17 protein-coding genes are annotated in these 17,775 nt (G+C 71.9%); 12 read left to right on the top strand and 5 right to left on the bottom strand.

Going from position 1 to position 17,775, the window contains the following annotated elements; genetic code table 11:
* The first annotated feature begins 56 nt into the window (after window positions 1-56).
* Window positions 57-1,562: a molybdopterin-dependent oxidoreductase gene (locus tag E9998_RS08535; RefSeq protein WP_204745331.1), complete on the top strand. Its 1,506-nt coding sequence runs from the start codon at window positions 57-59 to the stop codon at window positions 1,560-1,562.
* Between the two features lie 54 nt (window positions 1,563-1,616).
* On the opposite strand, the gene E9998_RS08530 is transcribed toward E9998_RS08535, so the two are convergent.
* The gene (locus tag E9998_RS08530; RefSeq protein WP_136529281.1) at window positions 1,617-2,837 is read right to left on the bottom strand and encodes a Gfo/Idh/MocA family protein; all 1,221 of its coding nucleotides are present in this window, start codon (window positions 2,835-2,837) and stop codon (window positions 1,617-1,619) included.
* Window positions 2,838-2,925: 88 nt separating this feature from the next.
* Here E9998_RS08530 and E9998_RS08525 point away from each other — a divergent pair, with 88 nt between their 5' ends.
* Window positions 2,926-3,759 carry a helix-turn-helix domain-containing protein gene (locus E9998_RS08525; protein WP_136529280.1) on the top strand — a complete coding sequence of 278 codons (834 nt, stop codon included), beginning with the start codon at window positions 2,926-2,928 and terminating at the stop codon, window positions 3,757-3,759.
* A gap of 81 nt (window positions 3,760-3,840) precedes the next feature.
* Here E9998_RS08525 and E9998_RS08520 read toward each other — a convergent pair whose 3' ends face one another.
* Entirely contained in the window at window positions 3,841-4,503 is a 663-nt protein-coding gene (locus E9998_RS08520) for a lytic polysaccharide monooxygenase auxiliary activity family 9 protein (protein WP_192907060.1), read from the bottom strand.
* 220 nt (window positions 4,504-4,723) lie between these two features.
* On the opposite strand from E9998_RS08520, the gene E9998_RS08515 reads away from it, so the two are divergent.
* Complete coding sequence (locus tag E9998_RS08515) at window positions 4,724-6,049, top strand: erythromycin esterase family protein (RefSeq protein WP_158299739.1); 1,326 nt, start codon at window positions 4,724-4,726, stop codon at window positions 6,047-6,049.
* A 125-nt stretch (window positions 6,050-6,174) separates the two neighbouring features.
* Window positions 6,175-6,975, top strand: a complete 801-nt coding sequence (locus tag E9998_RS08510) for a Nif3-like dinuclear metal center hexameric protein (protein ID WP_136529278.1) — start codon at window positions 6,175-6,177, stop codon at window positions 6,973-6,975.
* Here the strand turns inward: E9998_RS08510 and E9998_RS08505 are convergent.
* Window positions 6,972-7,982, bottom strand: coding sequence for a GlxA family transcriptional regulator (locus E9998_RS08505; RefSeq protein ID WP_136529277.1), 1,011 nt, complete (start codon window positions 7,980-7,982; stop codon window positions 6,972-6,974). The two genes, E9998_RS08510 and E9998_RS08505, sit on opposite strands and share 4 nt — an antisense overlap.
* Window positions 7,983-8,091: 109 nt before the next feature.
* Between E9998_RS08505 and E9998_RS08500 the strand changes: the two genes are divergently transcribed.
* From E9998_RS08500 to E9998_RS08490, 3 genes are all read left to right on the top strand, one after another.
* Window positions 8,092-8,676: a DJ-1/PfpI family protein gene (locus tag E9998_RS08500; protein WP_136529276.1), complete on the top strand. Its 585-nt coding sequence runs from the start codon at window positions 8,092-8,094 to the stop codon at window positions 8,674-8,676.
* Between the two features lie 137 nt (window positions 8,677-8,813).
* On the top strand, window positions 8,814-9,350 hold the full coding sequence (locus tag E9998_RS08495; RefSeq protein WP_136529275.1) for an EF-hand domain-containing protein: 537 nt from the start codon (window positions 8,814-8,816) through the stop codon (window positions 9,348-9,350).
* 113 nt (window positions 9,351-9,463) lie between these two features.
* Complete coding sequence (locus tag E9998_RS08490; RefSeq protein WP_204745329.1) at window positions 9,464-9,865, top strand: cupin domain-containing protein; 402 nt, start codon at window positions 9,464-9,466, stop codon at window positions 9,863-9,865.
* Window positions 9,866-9,873: 8 nt separating this feature from the next.
* On the opposite strand, the gene E9998_RS08485 is transcribed toward E9998_RS08490, so the two are convergent.
* Window positions 9,874-10,257, bottom strand: a complete 384-nt coding sequence (locus tag E9998_RS08485; protein ID WP_136529274.1) for a nuclear transport factor 2 family protein — start codon at window positions 10,255-10,257, stop codon at window positions 9,874-9,876.
* A gap of 126 nt (window positions 10,258-10,383) precedes the next feature.
* On the opposite strand from E9998_RS08485, the gene E9998_RS08480 reads away from it, so the two are divergent.
* Both E9998_RS08480 and E9998_RS08475 read left to right on the top strand, forming a co-directional pair.
* Window positions 10,384-11,070 (top strand): ABC transporter ATP-binding protein, encoded by a 687-nt coding sequence (locus E9998_RS08480; protein ID WP_136529273.1) that lies wholly within the window; start codon window positions 10,384-10,386, stop codon window positions 11,068-11,070.
* Complete coding sequence (locus E9998_RS08475) at window positions 11,067-13,289, top strand: hypothetical protein (RefSeq protein ID WP_136529272.1); 2,223 nt, start codon at window positions 11,067-11,069, stop codon at window positions 13,287-13,289. Before E9998_RS08480 ends, E9998_RS08475 begins: the two co-directional genes overlap by 4 nt.
* A 118-nt stretch (window positions 13,290-13,407) precedes the next feature.
* Here E9998_RS08475 and E9998_RS08470 read toward each other — a convergent pair whose 3' ends face one another.
* Window positions 13,408-14,349 (bottom strand): AraC family transcriptional regulator, encoded by a 942-nt coding sequence (locus tag E9998_RS08470; RefSeq protein ID WP_136529271.1) that lies wholly within the window; start codon window positions 14,347-14,349, stop codon window positions 13,408-13,410.
* A gap of 80 nt (window positions 14,350-14,429) precedes the next feature.
* On the opposite strand from E9998_RS08470, the gene E9998_RS08465 reads away from it, so the two are divergent.
* The 3 genes from E9998_RS08465 (at window position 14,430) to E9998_RS08455 (ending at window position 17,741) form a co-directional block, all read left to right on the top strand.
* Window positions 14,430-14,966, top strand: a complete 537-nt coding sequence (locus E9998_RS08465) for an anthrone oxygenase family protein (protein ID WP_204745328.1) — start codon at window positions 14,430-14,432, stop codon at window positions 14,964-14,966.
* 152 nt (window positions 14,967-15,118) lie between these two features.
* Window positions 15,119-15,523, top strand: a complete 405-nt coding sequence (locus E9998_RS08460) for a peptidase inhibitor family I36 protein (protein WP_136529270.1) — start codon at window positions 15,119-15,121, stop codon at window positions 15,521-15,523.
* A 181-nt stretch (window positions 15,524-15,704) separates the two neighbouring features.
* Complete coding sequence (locus E9998_RS08455; protein ID WP_204745327.1) at window positions 15,705-17,741, top strand: beta-galactosidase; 2,037 nt, start codon at window positions 15,705-15,707, stop codon at window positions 17,739-17,741.
* Window positions 17,742-17,775 lie beyond the last annotated feature (34 nt).

Raw genomic sequence — 17,775 nt, 5'->3', positions numbered from 1 at the left:
CAGATCGTAAGCGCCACCGGAGGACATGCGGCCCTCCGAAGGACGATGATCAAGAGGTGAACGCAACGGACTCAGCCTCACCGCGCGCATGGGCCGCGGCCGGGCTCCTCGCGACCCTCGCCGGACTCGCGGTCGGCCACTTCGCCGCCGCCTTGACCGAACCCCGCGCCGCGCCCTTGTCGGCGCTGAGCGACGCCGTCATCGCCGTCGTGCCGCTCGAAGTGTCGCACTGGTTCATCGACCTGGTCGGCACCGCCGACAAGCCACTGCTCATCACCGGTCTGGGCATCGGGGTCGCGGCGGCCGGAGCCGCCGTCGGCGTCCTGTGGCGCCGCCGCCCGTGGCCTGCCCGCGCGGCCGTGGTCGTGCTCGCGGCACTCGGCGCCGCGGCCGCCGCCACGCGACCGGGTCTGGGCCTCGCCGCGGCGGTGCCCTCGGTCCTCGCCGGAGCGCTCGCGCTCGCAGGACTGGAATGGTGGGACCGCAAGAGCGAGAACGCCGAGTCCGGTGCGCGGCGGGCGTTCTTGATGGTTCTCGGCGGCGTCGGCGCGGCCGCGCTCGGCGCCTCGTGGTGGGCCGGACGCTCGGGCCCGGCCGGGATCGAGGCCGACCGCGACGCCTTCGACCTGCCCACACCCGACGTCCCGGCCCCCGACCCGGGGCCCGGAGCCGACTTCGACGTCGAGGGCCTGTCCCCGTACCGGGTGCCCAACGGCGAGTTCTACCGCATCGACACCGCCATCACCGTCCCCCGCGTCGACGTCGACACCTGGTCGCTACGCGTCCACGGCATGGTCGACACCCCACGCACCTACACGTTCGAGGACCTCCTCGGACGCGAACTCGTCGAACGGGACATCACGCTGGCGTGCGTGTCCAACCCGGTCGGCGGCGACCTGGTCGGCAACGCCCGCTGGCTCGGCGTCCCCCTCGCCGACCTCCTCGCCGAAGCCGGCCCGAACCCCGGCGCCGACCAGCTCGTCTCCCGCTCGGCGGACGGGTGGACCGCGGGCACCCCGACCGAACTGGTCTTCGACGGACGCGACGCGCTCATCGCCATCGGCATGAACGGCGAAGGGCTCCCGATCGACCACGGCTGGCCCGCCCGGCTCGTCATACCCGGCCTGTACGGGTACGTCTCGGCCACCAAGTGGCTCACCGAACTCGAACTGACCACCTTCGACGCCTACGACGCCTACTGGATCACCCGCGGCTGGTCCACCCCGCGCCCCATCAAGACGCAGTCGCGCATCGACACGCCCCGCTCCAAAGCGAACAGCGGGACCGTCACGGTCGCCGGGGTCGCCTGGGCGCAGCACCGCGGCATCGCCGCCGTCGACCTCCGCATCGACAATAATGAATGGCTCCCGTGCGAACTGTCCGATGTCGCCACCGGCGACACCTGGCGGCAATGGCGCTACGAATGGGACGCTCCCTCCGGCGAGCACACCCTCACCGTGCGCGCCACCGACGGTGAGGGAGACGTGCAGACCAGCGACGTGCAGGGCGTCATCCCCGACGGCGCCACCGGCCTCCACAGCGTCACCGTCACCGTCGACTGAGACGCAGCCCCGCGCCGTCATCGTCGCGATGCGGCCTGGCGGCGACCTCGGAGGTCACTCCGACCCGGGGGCGTCGCCGAAGTCGTCGATCGTCAGCCGTTCGCCGCCGCTGAGCGCGGACTCGTGCGCCACCAGGCCCGGAAGGGTGTACCGGGCGGCGACCCAGGCGTTGACCGGCGGCAGCGTGCCCTGCTCGACGGCGGTCACGAAGTCGTGCGCGAGGAGCTGATGGCTCCCCATGTGCCCGTTGCCGAGTCCCTTGAACTCGACCGGGAGGCCCGAGGTGTCGTGCACCGGGGCGTGGCCGGAGATGAACGAGTCGTGCAGCGCCGGGTCCACATTGGCCAGCACTGGGTCGTCCGCGCCGGTCGCCGAGCCGGGCCGCACCAGCTCGGTGCAGTCGACCAGCGGCTCCGATCGCTTGTGCCAGAGGGTGGCGTGGGAGCCCTGCTCCAGAATGCCCTCGGTCCCGTAGAAGGTGAACCGCGATTCGGGGATCCATTGACCGAGGCCCACCCGCCGGAACTCGTTGGTGCGCATACTGCCGCCGTCAGCGGTCTCGAACAGCGCGGTGGCGTTGGAGAAGTCGTTGCCGAACATGCTCACCGACCTGTCGAACACGCCGTCGCCGCGAAGGTCCGGCACGCCGATGGCGCTCACGCTCACCGCGTGCGTCCTCCACGCCCCGAGCACGCCGCCGATCGCGTGGGTCGGGTACTTCATCGGCGGGAAGCTGGCGGTGCGCTTCCAGTCGGCCCCGCCGCTGTACTGGTACGCGGCGTAGAACCCGTGGTCCATGTCGTGCACGTAGTCGCCCTCGGCGTAGAACAGCCGCCCGAACGCGTCCTCGGCGGCCTTCTGCCGCGCGAGCACGGTCACCGGATGGTAGTGGCTGGTCTCGCCCATCATGTAGGTCAGGCCGGTCTCCTCGACCGCGTCGACGATCGCGGCGATCTCCTCGGCCGTGAAGGCCATCGGCACCGACGAATAGACGTGCTTTCCCGCGCGCAGGGCCCGCACCACGAGCGGCCCGTGCGTCCATCGCTGCGTGAAGATCGCGACGGCGTCGACGTCGGAGGCGAGCATCGCGTCGAAGTCCGCCTCCACGCCCGCCAGGCCGAGCTCGCGGACGAGGGCCGCGGAGCGGTCGGGGAGGAGGTCGGTGACGGTGACCCGGGAGACTCCGGGGTGGGCGTTGAACAGTTTCGCGAACGCGCCGGAGAACTGCCCGGCGCCGACGATACCGAGAGAGAACAAGACGGCTCCTTGTGCCATGCGGTGGATCGCGGCCGGTGCCGGCCGCTGCGGCACCACGGTATAGATTCCGATCAGAGAAGTCTTCACTGAAAAGAGCGACTGTTTCTTGCATCCTCAGATCGAGATCGCGCCGCCCGCGCTGGTGGGCTGGGCCGGGCGCCCGGTCCTCATGGACACCGCCCACCAGCACGACGACCTGGAGATCAACTTCGTCGCCGAAGGCGGCACCATGCTCTACCTGTTCGGCGGTGAGACCGTCGAGATCGGGCCCGGCTCGGTGGCGGCGTTCTGGGCCGCCGTCCCGCACCAGCTCGTCGCGAACTCCGCGACGCGGACGCACTGGGTCCACGTGCCGTTCGTGACGTTCCTCGGCTGGGGGCTGCCGACCGCGCTCGTCGGACGGCTCCTCTCCGGGAGACCGCTCATCGCTCCGCCTTCGGCCGCAAGGGAGTCCGACCCCGCCGCTTTCACGCAGTGGGCCGCCGACCTGGACAGCGCGCACCCCGAGCGCCGCCGCATCCTGCTGCTCGAGGTCGAGGCCCGCGTGCGCCGGCTCGCGCTCGACGCGCCGCAGGAGCCCGCACCGGAGTACGAAGGGGGCGATCCGGCCCTCCGCCACGTCGTCGCGATGGTGCGGCACCTCGCCGCGCACTTCCGCGAGCCGCTGACCGTGGCCGACGTCGCCGCCGCCGCCCGCCTCCACCCCAACTACGCGATGACCCACTTCCGCAAGATCGTGCGCACCACGATCATCGACTACCTGACCCGCTGCCGACTCGCCGAGGGCCGCCGCCTGCTCGTCACCACCGACCTGCCGATAGGCGCGGTCGCGTCGGCATCGGGCTTCGCCTCGGTGAGCCGCTTCTACTCCGCGTTCACGACCGAATGCGGCGTCCCGCCCGCCGCCTATCGCCGGCAGTACCGGCGACCGCCCGAGTAGTCCCCGATCGAATCCGGCCGGTCCGAGCCGACCGGGACGGCGACCTCGCGCCGCCCCGGCCGGACCCGCTGGTGCCCTCGGCTAACCGCCGAAGGTCACGTCGGAGCAGGAGTAGAACGTCTGGTCGAAGTGGCTGGCCTGCCAGACGACGTAGACGACGTGGTGCCCGGTGCGGCCGGGTGCGCTGACGGGGATGTCGACCGACTCGCCAGGCTGGTACACGCCGGTCTCGACGACGCGTTCGAGGTCGGCCCAGTCGAGGGCGTCGGTGGTGGCGTCGTAGCCCTGCTTGGTGACGTAGACCCAGTAGTAGTCGGCGCCGTGCCTCGCCTGGTCCTCGTAGTGGAGGTTGAAGTTGTTGGCGAGCGGGGTGGTGTGCCAGTTGCCGGGTACGTCGAGCGAGGTGTACTCGGGGTTGCCGCCGGAGCAGAGCTGGTTGTCGGGGATGAGCTCCTCGTGCTGGCCGGCCATGCCCTCGCGCAGCAGGCTCATCCAGCTCCACATGGTGTTGGGGTTGGTCTGGAAGGCCTGGTAGCACATGGGGTCTTCGGTGGCCATGTCCGGATTCACGTGGTCGCCGCCCCAGCGTTCCCAGCAGCTGTACTGCCGCGCGGCAGGGGAGGTGGCGGTGCCGTGCGCCGAGGCGCTGGAGGCGGTGAAGAACAGCGCCGACGCGGCGGCCATGACCACCGCCGCGAGGGCGAGGAGGACTCTTCTTGAGCGGTGTCTTCTCGGTCCGAGCATAGTATCGCTCCCATAGATATAGGCATTGATAAATACGAATATAACGGGATATGCCCGAAATGTAAACGCCTCCAGCGCTTGAAATGGGAGCGTTGACGCCCTCCCGCGCCTACGCCGCTTCGCGTAGCCCGATCGCGAGCTGCGGCGTATGGGCCTCGGCGCCGAGGCCCGACAGGATCGGAGGCATCACACTTCACCGAACCGATTCGGAGCCGGACCGATGATCGACAACGTCTTCAACCGCAGGAGCCTCCTCGGACTCGCCGCGGTCGCCGCCCTCGCCTCCACCGCCGTCGCCTCGCCCGCCGGGGCGAGCGCACCGATCACCGACTGGATCGACCGCCACGCCGCGCGCATCGACTCGACCGACCCGGCCTCGCCGCTCGACGACCTCGACGCGTTGCGCCGCATCGCACGGGACGCCGAGGTCGTCGGGATCGGCGAGTGGACCCACGGCTCGCACGAGCAGTTCCGCGTCAAGCACAAGATCGTGCGGTACCTCGTGGAGCGCATGGGATTCCGCACGCTCGCCTTCGAGTTGGACTTCGCGCACGGCCTCGCCGTCGACCGCTACGCCGTCACCGGCGAGGGCGACGCCCGCGAACTGGCGACCGACCTGTCCTCCCAGCTGTGGCAGACCCAGGAGATCCTCGACGTCATCGAATGGGTGCGCGGGTTCAACGCGGACCACCCCGGGGACGAGGTGCGGTTCCTCGGCGCGGACCTGCTGACGCTGCGCGAGGCGAGCTTCACCGCGATCACCGACCACGTCGCCGCCGTCTCCCCCGACCGCGCCGCGGAACTGGCGGGACACCTCGACCCGATCCGCCCCACCGGTCCCGGGCACATCTACTGGTACCAGCAGCTCGGCGAGGCCGAGCGCGTCGACCTCATCGGACACGCCCAGGCCGTCCTCGACCTCGTCGCGGACCTGCCCGATTCGAAGGACCGCGAGCTCGCCGCCCAGCACGCCCGCACCGTCGCCGCCTGGCACGAGTACTACGCGATCCTCGGCCCCGCGCCGCGGCCGGGCCGCGAAGTCTTCATCGCGGACACGATCGAGTGGTGGCGGCGCCAGGTCGGCGGCCGCATCGCGTACTGGGCCGCCAACGCCCACACCGCCGCCGCACCGTCCACCGTCTACTCGCTTCCCGGCGAGACCACCGAGTTCACCTACGCGGGCGGGCACCTGCGCGAGCGCATCGGCCGCGAGTACGTCTCGGTCGGCACCGTCTTCCACGAGGGCGAGGTCAACAGCCGCTGGTACCCGGTCGTCCCGGTCGCCGTCGCCCCGCCCGGCCCCGGCCTGCTGGACGCCGAACTCGGCGAGGCGTGCGAGGACGACTACCTCATCGACCTGCGCCTCCGCGCGCCCCGACCGGTCCGCGACTGGTTGGCGGCCCCGACCTCGGTGCGCATGGTCCACCCCGTCTACCAGGACGGCGAGAGCGCCGACGACTACGTCATGACGACCGGTTCCCTCGCGGCGACCTTCGACGCGATCGTCCACCTGCGCCGCACCACGCCCAGCGTGCTGCTGACCTGAACCGAGGGCGCCCCGGACCCTGCCGGGCCCGGGGCGCTTCGCGGATCGAGCGACCGATCCCTCGCCTTGGCTAGTCTTGGCCGAAGCGGGCGATCCGCGACGCTGATGAACAGAAGGGTGCTCACGTGGTTACGACGGCGCAGGACGTGGTGGAACTGATCGACGCGCACCTCGGCGTGCCGCGGCGGGAGACGACGGTGGACGAGTTCCTCGCCGGTGACCCGGAACAGGAGGTCCACGGCGTCGCGTTCACCATGATGGCGACGCTCGAGGTGCTGCAACGCGCCGTCGCGCAAGGACTCGACCTCGTCGTGACGCATGAACCGCTGTTCTTCAACCACCGTGAGGAATGGACCGCGATGCTCGCGGCCGAGGCCGACCCGGTCCATGCCGCGAAGGCGGCCTTCATCGCCGAGCACCGCCTGGTCGTGCGACGCCTCCACGACGCGGTGCACGACACGCGCCCCGACCGCATCGTCGCCGGAGCCGCACACGCCCTGGGCTGGCACGGTTTCGAGCGCGCCGACCGGCCGACGACCTTCGACCTCCCCGCCACGACCCTCGGCGCGCTCGCCGACCACGCGTCCAAGGCGCTCGGCGCCGGCGCCCTCCGCTACATCGGCGACCCCGACCTGCCCGTCTCCGTCGCCGGCATCCAGCCCGGCTTCTGGGGCTTCGAGAAGAACCGCACCGTGCTCGCCGACCCCGACGTCGACGTGCTCCTCATCGGCGAGTCGAACGAATGGGAGACCGCCGCCTACGCCGCCGACGCCGTCAGCGCCGGACTCGCCAAGGGCCTCATCGTCATCGGGCACGTGCCCTCCGAACAGCAGGGCATGTCCGACACGGCCGACCGCCTCGCCGACCTCCTGCCCGCCCTCCCCGTCGCCTTCATCCCCACCGCCGACCCCTTCCGCACCGCTTAGGACCGCCGACCACGCGTCCCGTTGCGGTGGAACACGCCGCGGGTCTCGTCGGTGCCGTTCACGGTGAAGCGTCGGCGGTAGGCCGTTGGGGTGGTCGCGAAGCGGCGGCGGAAGTGCTCGCGCAGGACTGCGGCGGTGCCGAAGCCGCTGTGCCGGGCGACTTCCTCGATCGAGAGTGAGGTCGACTCCAGGAGCTCTTGGGCCCTGGCGATCCGGCGGGTCAGGAGCCATTGCATCGGCGGGACCCCGGTGGAGGCGAGGAAGCGCCGGTGGAGGGTGCGGACGCTGAGGCGGGCTTCGGCGGCGATCGACGCGAGGGTCAGCGGCCGGTCGAGCCGCTCGCTCATCCAGAGCATGAGGGCGGCGGTCGGGCCGTCGCCGAGGACCGCGTCGTCGTGGGCGATGAACTGCGTCTGGCCGCCGCCGCGATGCGGGGACATGACCATGCGCCTGGCGGCCGTCGCCGCGACCGCCGCGCCGTGGTCGGTGCGGACCATGTGCAGGCACAGGTCGATCCCGGCGGCGACGCCCGCGCTGGTGAGGACCCCGCGGTCGTCCACGTAGAGCTTGTCCGCGTCGAAGCGGACGTCGGGGAACCGGCCGGTCAGCTCGGCGACGTGGCGCCAGTGGGTGGTCGCGGTGCGGCCGTCGAGCAGGCCGATGTCGGCGAGCAGGCCCGCGCCCGTGCAGATCGAGGCGATGCGCCGGCCCTCGCGGTGGGCGTCGCGGATCGCCTCGGCGACGTCGGCCGGGACCGGCGCGGTCGTCTCGTGCGCGGGGACCACGATCGTGTCGGCGGCGCGCAGTTCGTCGAGGCCGAAGGGCACCGACATGGTGAACAGGTCCGACCCCGCGGCGCTGGCGCGCGCTTCGGGCGTAGGCCCGCACACGCGGACCGTGTACAGCGGCGCGCCGGTCGCGTCCGCCGCCGATCCGAAGACCTGGCCCGGCGTCGCCAGTTCGAAGCCGACGACCCCGTCCATGGCGAGCACCGCGACGGCATGCATGGCACGAATCCTACGGAAGTCGTCAAGCGTGCCACTCGATCCGAGGCCGCTCCGGGCCCACGATGAGACCAGTCCTACTGAAGGCCAGTCCTATTGAAGGGAACTGCTCATGCGCGTTGCAATCCTCATGTACGCGGGCGTCGCAGAGATCGACGCAGTCATGGCCCTGCACGTCTTCAAGGTCGCCGCCCGCCTCGGCGCCGACGTGCGGGCCGAGCTCGTGACCGCCACGCCCGGCGAGACGATCGAGGCGGTCGACGGGGTCCGCTTCACCGACCTGCCGGTCTGGCGGCCGACCGGGACGGACGTCCTGCTCGTCTGCGGCGGTTGGATCGCCGAGACAGTCGCCGAGGGGACCGTGCCGCGGCAGATCGCCGAGGCGCGCCGCGAGGCCGGGCCCGGACTCGTCCTCGGCGGGGTCTGCGCCGGCGCCGTGCTCCTCGGCGCCGCCGGGCTCCTCGCCGGCCGCCCCGCCACGACCCACCACCCGGCGTTCGCCGAGCTCGCCGAGTACACCGAGGTCGTGGACGCCCGCATCGTGGACGACGGCGACGTCATCACCGCCGGCGGCGGCCCCATCGCCGCGTTCGACCTCGCGCTGTACCTCCTCGAACGCGAACTGAAGTCGCCGCGACTCGCCGCGCGGATCGAGCAGTTCATGGAGCACGACCGGCGCGGGACCGTCTGGCGCTGAGCGGCGGCCCCGTGCGGATCGGCCCACGGTCGGGTTCGCGACACGCGGGGGTTACCGGCTCGTACTGCTGCGGAGTCGCCGTGTCGGGCTCCAGACTGTTCCGTGGCAAGGAACAGCACAGCGCAGAAGGAGCCTTCATGAGTGAGAACGAGTACCGCGAGAAGATGCGCACCAGGTTCGCCACCTTCGACGTGGACGGCGACGGCGAGGTGACCGCCGAAGACTTCGAGGCGATGGCCGACCGCGTGATCGAGGAGTTCGGGGTCCGGCAGGGCTCGTCGGAGGCGTCGGCGCTCTTCGAAGGGGCGCGCAGGTTCTTCGTCGGGCTCGCGGCGGCCACCGACACCGACGAGTCCGGCTCGATCAGCGAGAGCGAGTTCGTCGAGGGTGCCGAGCGGCGGCTGCTGGACAACCCGGAGGGGTTCGACGCGATCGCGCGCCCCTGGACCCAGAGCGTCATCGCGATCGCCGACGTGGACGGCGACGGCCACGTCTCGGTCGAGGAATGGGGCCGGGCGCTCAAGGCCATGGGCGCGAACGTGCGGGGGATCGAGAAGGACCTCAAGGCGATCGACCGCGACCGCGACGGCCGCGTCACCCTTGAGGAGGCCACGGCCGCCGTGGTCGAGTACTACACCCGCGAACGGTCCCTCGACCTGTTCCCGACCGCGTAGACGCCATCGGGGGGTCCCCTCCTTCCGGAAGGGGACCGCCCGTCGGCGTATCGGACACACCGAGAGTTCCCGAGAGCGCCGCCGATCGGCGGGAACACCGATATGGTGTGGCCGTGAACGTGGTGATCATGAAGAGCGAGAACGGCACTTACGCGGGTGCGCAGGGCGGGCGGTTCTCGGCGGGGGTGTCCCGCGAGTCGGCGGGATCGGAGCGGCTGTGCCTGCACCGGGTGTTCATCGCGGCGCACACCGAGACCCGCGCCCACATGCACGACGGCCACGAGTCGGCCATCTACGTCCTCGCAGGGCGCCACCAGATCCGCTACGGCGACGAACTCCAGCACCTGGCCGACCTGGAACCGGGCGACATGGTGTACATCCCGCCCGGGATGCTGCACCAGCCGATCGTCGGCGACGAGGACGTCACCGCGCTCGTCGCGCGCACCGACCCCGCCGAACAGGAGTCGCTGCGCCTGCACTCCGCCGAGCATCGGCCGGTGCGCGCCGGGGCCTGACCGGGCGGCTACGCCGACGGCGGGAGGACCGCGCCCTGCGCTTGGACCACTTGCCATCTGCCGTCCTGGAACAGCCAGGTGCGCGTGTAGACGAACGCCGCTGCGAACGGCTCGCCCGCCGCGAGGCCGGCGAGCTTGACGCGAGTCCGGGTGACCCCGGCCGAACCGAACCGGCGCACGGCGCCCTGGATCTGCTCCAAGCTCGTCAGCTTAAGCTGCCCCGAGGCGTGCGACTCAAGGTCCTGCGCCCTGCCGAACTCGGCGCCGTCGGGGCCGACGTAGACGACGTCGGGATGCAGCAACGCTTCCAGCGCAACGACGTCGCCCGCCAACTGGGCGCGTTGCAGTGCGGATTCGGCGGCGGCGAGTGAGTCTTCTGCGGGTTCGCTCATGGTCGCCAATCCTCTCACGCGACCCACCGGCGAGCCCGCGCGACGGCCGCCCCGCGCGTGCACCGTTCGTTGCGTGAAGTCGGTAGTGTGCGGGAACGACACCCCTTGACACGGAAGCAGCCCCAAATGTCCGCACCCTCCCGTCCCGCGCTCGCGATAGCGGCGCTCCGGTACACGATCGGCGACCGCGTGCTCTTCGACGGTCTCGAACTCGAACTCGCGGTAGGCGAATCCGCCGCGATCCTCGGGCCGAGCGGCTCGGGCAAGTCCACGTTGCTGTCGCTCATCCTCGGCATGGCCCGCCCCGACGAGGGCACGATCGCCATCGACGGCACCGACCTGGCCGGTCTCGGCACCGCCGCGCTCGCCAAGGTTCGGGCCGGTTCGGTCGGGATGGTGTTCCAGTTCGGCGAGCTCCTGCCCGAACTCGGCCCCGAGGACAACGTGGCGCTCGCGGCGATGCTCGCCGGGGACGACGACCCCGGGCTGCCCGACCGCGTCGCCGAACTGCTGCGCCGGCTCGGGGTGCCGCAGTCGCCGCGCGTGGAGACCCTCTCGGGCGGCGAACGCCAGCGCGTGGCGGTCGCCCGAGCGCTCGTCAACGGCCCGCGCCTGCTCCTCGCCGACGAGCCGACCGGCGCGCTCGACGAGACCAACCGCGACAACGTCGCCGACCTCCTGTTCGCCCTTCCCGCCGAACAGGACTGCGCGCTGCTCGTGGTCACGCACGACCGGGCCGTGGCCGCCCGCGCCGACCGCGTCTACACGATCACCGGCGGGGGCCTCCGGGCCGGAACCGAGGCGCAGCGGTGAGCGGCAACCGCAGGGTCCTCACGCGGCGCCTGCTCGCGATCGGGGCCGCCGCGGGCCGCCGCGCGGAGGCCGGGCGCATCCGATTCGGGTCGCTCGCCGCGGCCGCCGGGGCCCTCACGGTGGCGCTGGCGTCGATCGCGGCGATCGGGGTGGCGTACCAGGCCCGCATGGACCGGATCGACGCCGCCATGCCCGTCGTCGACGAATCGGCCGCGGTGGACTCGCGGCTGCTGCTGATGGAGGACGTGTTCGACGAGCTCGCGGACGGCCGCCAGTTCACCGTCGTCTACTTCGAGCCGGTCGGCCCCGACGCGCCCCTGCCGCCCGGCATGGACGCGTGGCCCGAACCCGGGCAGGTGCTCCTGTCCCCGCGCCTCCACGAGGCGGGCGCCGACGAGCGCATCGAGGAGCGGTACGGCGAGTACGCGGGCCTGATCGACCCTGACGCGCTCGCCGATCCGGGCCAGCAGATCGCCTATGTGGTCGCCGACGGGGACCTGTCCGTGGCGGGCGAGTACCCGCTGCACGTGGTCGGCTTCGATCCGAGCGGCCCGCCCGAGGCGATGGGCGTGTTCTGGCTCGTCGCGGACCAGGACTTCTCCGTGCCGGGGCTGGTCGCCATCGCCGCCGTCATGCTGGTGCTGCCCGCGCTGCTGCTCGCGGCGGTCGCGGTGCGCACCGGCGCGGAGCTGCGCGACCGCCGCGAGCAGCTGGTCACCGTCCTCGGCGGCGGGCGGCGCGAGCGGTTCCTCATCTCGCTCGGCGAGTCGGCGGTGCCGGTCGCGGCCGGGGCGCTCGGGGCCGGTGCCGCGGTCGTCGCGGCGGCGGCGCTCGGCTTCACCGTGCCGTACGTCGATTTCGCCGTGGCGGGCGGTGAACTGCTGCGCGCCTGGTGGCTCCTGGCGGCCTGCCCGATCGCCGCCGCGGCGATCGTGCTCGCGACCTCGGCGCTCCTGGGGTCGCGGGCGAGCGACCGGCGTTCGACCCGGCCGCGCGCCGCGCGCCGCCCGCGACTGCTGATCGCCTGGGCCGCACTCAATCCCGTGTTCATCGTGACGGCGGTGCTGCTGCCGCCGCTGTTCGCCGGGACGCCGCTGTACCCGCTGCTGAACCTGTTCGGCGTCGCGGGCGTGATGGTGACGCTGCCCGCGGCCGTCGCGTTCACGACGGTCCTGATCGCGCGCCGCGCCGAACGGTTCGGGCGCCGCACCCGCCGCCCCGCCTGGCTCGTCGCCGGTCGCCGCATCGCCGAACGGCCCCGCTCCACCGCCAGGCAGGTCACCGGTGTGGCGGCCGGTGCGATCCTCGTGTGCCTCCTCCTCGCCTTCCAAGGCGCGTTCACGACCCAGGCGGCCCGGGCGCAGCAGGACCTCGACCGGTACGGGATGCCGGCCGCGCTCGTTTCGGTCAACGGCTACGGCACGGCGGCGCAGACGGCCGAGTTCACCGCGGCGCTGCACGGCCGCATCGACCTCCTCGCCGCGACCGAAGCGCACGTCGGCCCCTCGGCCGTCTACCACCTCGCGGGCAGCTGCGAGGCGCTCGCGGCCTTCGCCCTGCCCTGCCCGGAACCGGGAACCGTGGTGTCGCCGGACGGGCCCCTCGAAGACCCGCGCCTTCAGCGGTGGCTCGAACGCCACCCCTCCGGCGACGCGGCCCTCACGTTCGAGCAGGGCGACCCGGGCGCGGCCGTCGAAGCCGACGACATCACGCTGCTCGCCGCCGCGACGGACGGCGGCGACGTCCCGGTGGCCGACGTGAAGGCGGCGGGCAGCGCGTTCACGCTCGGCGTGACCGTCGCGGCCTCGGACGTCTCCGCCGGTGTCCCGCACCGCGAACAGGCCCGCTGGATCGCCCTCTTCGGCAACCTCGGCCTGATCCTCCTGGCCGCCGTCGCCGGGATCGGCGCGGCCGGGGAGTTCATCCGCCACAGCCGCGCGCTGGCGCCGCTGGTCGCCGTCACCGGCGGCGTGGCGGTATTCCGCACCATGGCCGCCCTCACCGTGTGGCTCCCGCTGCTGGCCGCCGCGCTGATCGGCCTGGGACTGGGCTTCCTCGTGACCCGCCCGATGACCGTCGACAGCATCGAGATGATCACCCCCGGGCTCCTGATCGCCTGCGCCGCAGCGGTCGCGGCGGTCGGCCTGGTCATGTGGCAGTGGGCTTCGGCCGCGATGACGAAGGAGGCGTCGACCTGGCGGCCCGGCCGCGGCGACTGATCGGGTCAGAGACGGATCGCGGTGTACAGCATGGTCCCGTGCACCGCGTCCACCCGCCACGGCCGCAGCAGCAGCCGCGCCGTCTCGAGGTTCGTGTCGTCGTCCATGCCCCACCCTCTCACTCGGGTTCGGCGCTCCGGCGATAGGTGAGCGGGCTCTCGCCGTAGTGCCGCTTGAAGGCGGTGCTGAACGAGAACTGGCTGCTGTAGCCGACCTCGGCGGCCACGCGGAAGACCGGCGCGTCGTCGTGGCGGAGCCGGTCGGCGGCCAGCGCCAGGCGCCAGGAGGTCAGGTAGGTCATCGGCGGTTCGCCGACCACGGCGGTGAAGCGGCGGGCGAAACCGGCCCGCGACAGGCCGACCCGCCGCGCCAGGGAGGCGACGGTCCAGGGCCGGGCGGTCTCGTCGTGCATGAGGTTCAGGGCCGTCCCGACCTCCGGGTCGGTGCCCGCGCCGAGCCAACCCGGGGGCCGCTTCGCCGGGGACTCGACCCAGTGGCGGATCGCGGTGACCGTGAGGCCGTCCAAGAGCCGGTCGAGGAGGCTGGCCTGGCCGACGCCGTCGGACTGGATCTCCGCGGCGAGCACCGCGATGAGCCCCGTGCGGTGGTCGGCCTCGCGAACCAGGATCGTGGGCGGCAGGACGCCCAGCAGCCGCGACCCGGCCTCGCCGACGTTCGCATAGGTGCCCACCAGCATCGTGTCGCGGCCCTCCGCGGCGTTGCCCCAGGTGCGGACCCCTTGGTGCACCGGCAGTTCCAGGCTCGCGCCCGCGGGCGTCTCGCACTTCCCGCCGGGGTGGATGACCGCCTGCGGCGGCCGGTCGGGGGCGTCGGCGAACAGGTACGGGTCGGGCCTGGCGATGAGCAGCAGGTCGCCGGGGCCCAGCGCGACCGGATCGCCCTCTTCGGGTGCGTAGCAGGCCGATCCGGAGGTCACGGCGACGATCGTCAGCGGCGCCTCGTCCTCGATCCGCACCGACCACGGCGGCGTCATCGTCACCCGCAGCATGAACGCGCCCTGCGCGCGAGGGGCGTCGAGCAGCGCCGTGACGGGGTCCATCCGCCAAGCGTAGACGAATTCGAATGGAAACGCGCTCACAGGCTATGGATGATCGCACCCCGGCGGGCTTTGATGGGAACATGACGACCGCACCGAACACCCTCGCCCGCCCGAACCGGCACCCGCTGCGCACCGCGGCCCTGTTCCTCGCCACGATCACGACCGGTTTGACCGCCGGCGTCTACACCGACTGGTCGAACACGATCATGCCCGGCCTCGCCGACGTCGACGACCGAACCTTCGTGGCCGCCTTCCAATCGCTCGACGTCGCCATCTCGAATCCCCTGTTCCTCGGCGTGGAGTTCACCGGCTCGCTCCTGCTCATCGCGCTCGCCCTGTTCCTGCACCTGCGTTCGGGACAGCGCGCCGTCCTGGTCTGGCTGTCGGTGGCGCTGGCGGCCTACCTCGTGTCCGTGGTGATCACCATGGGCGTCAACGAACCGCTCAACACGCAGCTGCGGTCGGTCACCGATGCCGCGAGCGACGCCGACTTCGCCGCGGCCCGCGCCCTCCTGGACGAGGCGCGCTGGACCGCATGGAACACCGTGCGGGCATTGGCGACTCTGACGGCCTTCGGCGCCCTCGCGTGGTCGCTGGTCGTCCACCGGCGCCGTTGAGGAGGTCGCGCACGCGGGAGGCAACCGGATTCCATCGAGAATCATCGATAGGATAAACGGTTCCAACATGGGCGCATCCGTCCTAATGCGCCTGATCGCGACACAGATATGCTCACCCCGCAAAGCAACGCGTGACCGAAGGAGACCCGCGTATGCGCACGTACCCTCGAACCACCGAATCCGTCTCCCGCCGCCGCAAGTTCATCCTCCCGGCACTCGCGGCGTCGGCGATGCTCGCGATCGCGACCCCCGCCGCGGCCGCGCCCGCCGACACCGCGGCCGACGAGCCCTGTCCCTTCACCGACACCCTGTGCCTCTTCGAAGGGGAGAACTTCACGGGGGAGCGCTTCAACGTCCGGGCGCTCAACGACGGCACCTGCGTCAGCCTCGTCGACCACGGCTGGGACGGCCGGGTCGATTCCGCCATCAACACCAACACCGTGACCGCCGCGCTGTTCGCCAACGACGACTGCCTCGGCGGCCCCTACCAGGTCCCCACCGGGTCCATCGCCGACCTCGGCGGCTTCGAGCCGCTGAGCCTCTGGGTCGCCGGTTAGACCCGGCCCACCCGCGAAACCGGGGCCGGCGCCGCGGCGCCGGCCCCTTCGCGTTCACCGGAACACGCCCCGATCGCGGTTCAATGGTCCGGTCCTTGGGACGGCGTTGACGGTCGGCCCGCGGCGACCTAGCTTGTACTGGCAGGACTGTACCGATAAATGAGGCTGAGGAGCGCCACCCGTGAACCGACCGATCGTCCGTCACGCGCCCATCGTCGCGAGCGTGCCGCACCTGCTGCACGGCGGCGACTACAACCCCGACCAGTGGCGCGCCACCAAGGACGCCACCTGGAAGGAGGACATGCGCCTCGCGCGCCTGGCCGGGATCAACACCCTCTCGGTCGGGATCTTCTCCTGGGCCGCACTCGAACCCGAGGAGGGCCGGTACGAGTTCGGCTGGCTCGACGAGGTCCTCGACCTCATGGCCGAGAACGGCATCACCGCCGTCCTCGCCACCCCCACCGGCGCCCGCCCCGGCTGGATGAGCCGCGCCTACCCCGAGGTCCTGCGCGTCAACAGGGACCGGACCCGGAACCTCCACGGCGGGCGGCACAACCACTGCCTCTCCTCGCCCGTCTACCGCGAGAAGACCACCGCGATCAACACCGCCCTCGCCGAGCGGTACGGCGACCACCCGGCGCTCGGCGTGTGGCACCTCTCCAACGAGTACGGCGGCGAATGCCACTGCGACCTGTGCCAGGAGCGCTTCCGCGAGCACCTCAAGGGCCGCTTCGCCTCGCTCGCCGAACTCAACGAGGCCTGGTGGACCGCGTTCTGGGCCAAGACGTACGCCGACTGGTCCCACATCGAGTCCCCGTCCGAGCACTGGCGCGGCGAGCAGGACATCCACGGACTCAACCTGGAGTGGATGCGCTTCACCACCGAGCAGTTCGTGGACTTCTACCTCCACGAGAGCGCCCCGCTCAAGGCCCTCACCCCCGACGTCCCGCGCACCACCAACCTCATGGGCACCTACCCCGGCATCGACTACTTCCGCCTCGCGCAGGTCCTCGACGTCGTCTCCTGGGACTCCTACCCCGAATGGACCGGCACCGAGAAGGACGCCGAGCGCGGCGCCCGCGCCTCCTTCCTCCACGACCTCACGCGCAGCCTCAAGAGCCGCCCGTTCATGCTCATGGAGTCCTCGCCCTCGGCCACGAACTGGCGGCCGGTCGCCAAGCTGCACCGCCCCAGCGTGCACCTCCTCCAGTCCCTCCAAGCGGTCGCCCACGGCTCCGACACCGTGCAGTACTTCCAGTTCCGCAAGGGCCGAGGCGGCTCCGAGAAGTTCCACGGCGCCGTCGTCGACCACGAGGGCACCGAGCACACCCGCGTCTTCAAGGACGTGGCCGAGGTCGGCGAGCGCCTCGCGGCCCTCGACGGCGTCGTCGGCACCGACACGCCCGCCGACGTCGCGGTCGTCTACGACTGGCACCTGCGCTGGGCCCTGGACGACGTCAAGGGGATGCTCCAGGGCGCGACGGGCTACGAGGCCACCGTCATCGAGCACTACCGGGCGTTCTGGGAGCAGGGCGTCGCCACCGACGTCATCGACTCCTCGCTCATTGCCGAGCCCGGCCGCCTCGACCGCTACAAGATCCTGGTCGCGCCGATGCTCTACATGCTCCGGCCCGGCGCCGCCGAGGCGATCGACGCGTTCGTGCAGCGCGGCGGCACCTTCGTCGCCACCTACGCCACCGGCTACGTGGACGAGCACGACCGCACCTTCCTCGGCGGCTTCCCCGGCCCGCTGCGCCCGACGCTCGGCGTATGGGCCGAGGAGATCGACGCCCTCTACCCCGACGACCGCAACGCGATCGACTGGGACGGCACCGCCTACGAAGCCCGCGAACTGTGCGAACTCATCCACGCCGAGACCGCCGAGACCCTCGGTACCTACGGCGCGGACTTCTACGCGGGCCGCCCCGCCCTCACCGTGAACCGCCGCGGCGACGGCAGCGCCTACTTCATCGCCGCCCGCACCGGCGCCGACTTCCTCGCCGACTTCTACGCCCGCCTCGTCGCCGACACCGGCGCCGAACGGGCCCTCGACGCCGACCTCCCGCCCGGCGTCACCGCCCAGGTCCGCACCGACGGCACCACCGACTACGTGTTCGCCCTCAACTTCAACCCGACCGCCGCCCGCATCGACCACCCCGGCGGCGTCCTCGACCTCGCGCCCTTCGGCACCGCGGTCATCGAACGCCCCCGCACCTAGACGTGAAGGCCCCCGCCCAGGCGGGGGCCTTCAC

The sequence above is a fragment of the Glycomyces paridis genome (genome assembly GCF_004912155.1).
Taxonomy (GTDB): domain Bacteria; phylum Actinomycetota; class Actinomycetes; order Mycobacteriales; family Micromonosporaceae; genus Glycomyces; species Glycomyces paridis.
The sequence above is the reverse complement of the archived record's forward strand: the minus strand, read 5'-3'. Positions and strand labels throughout refer to the sequence as shown.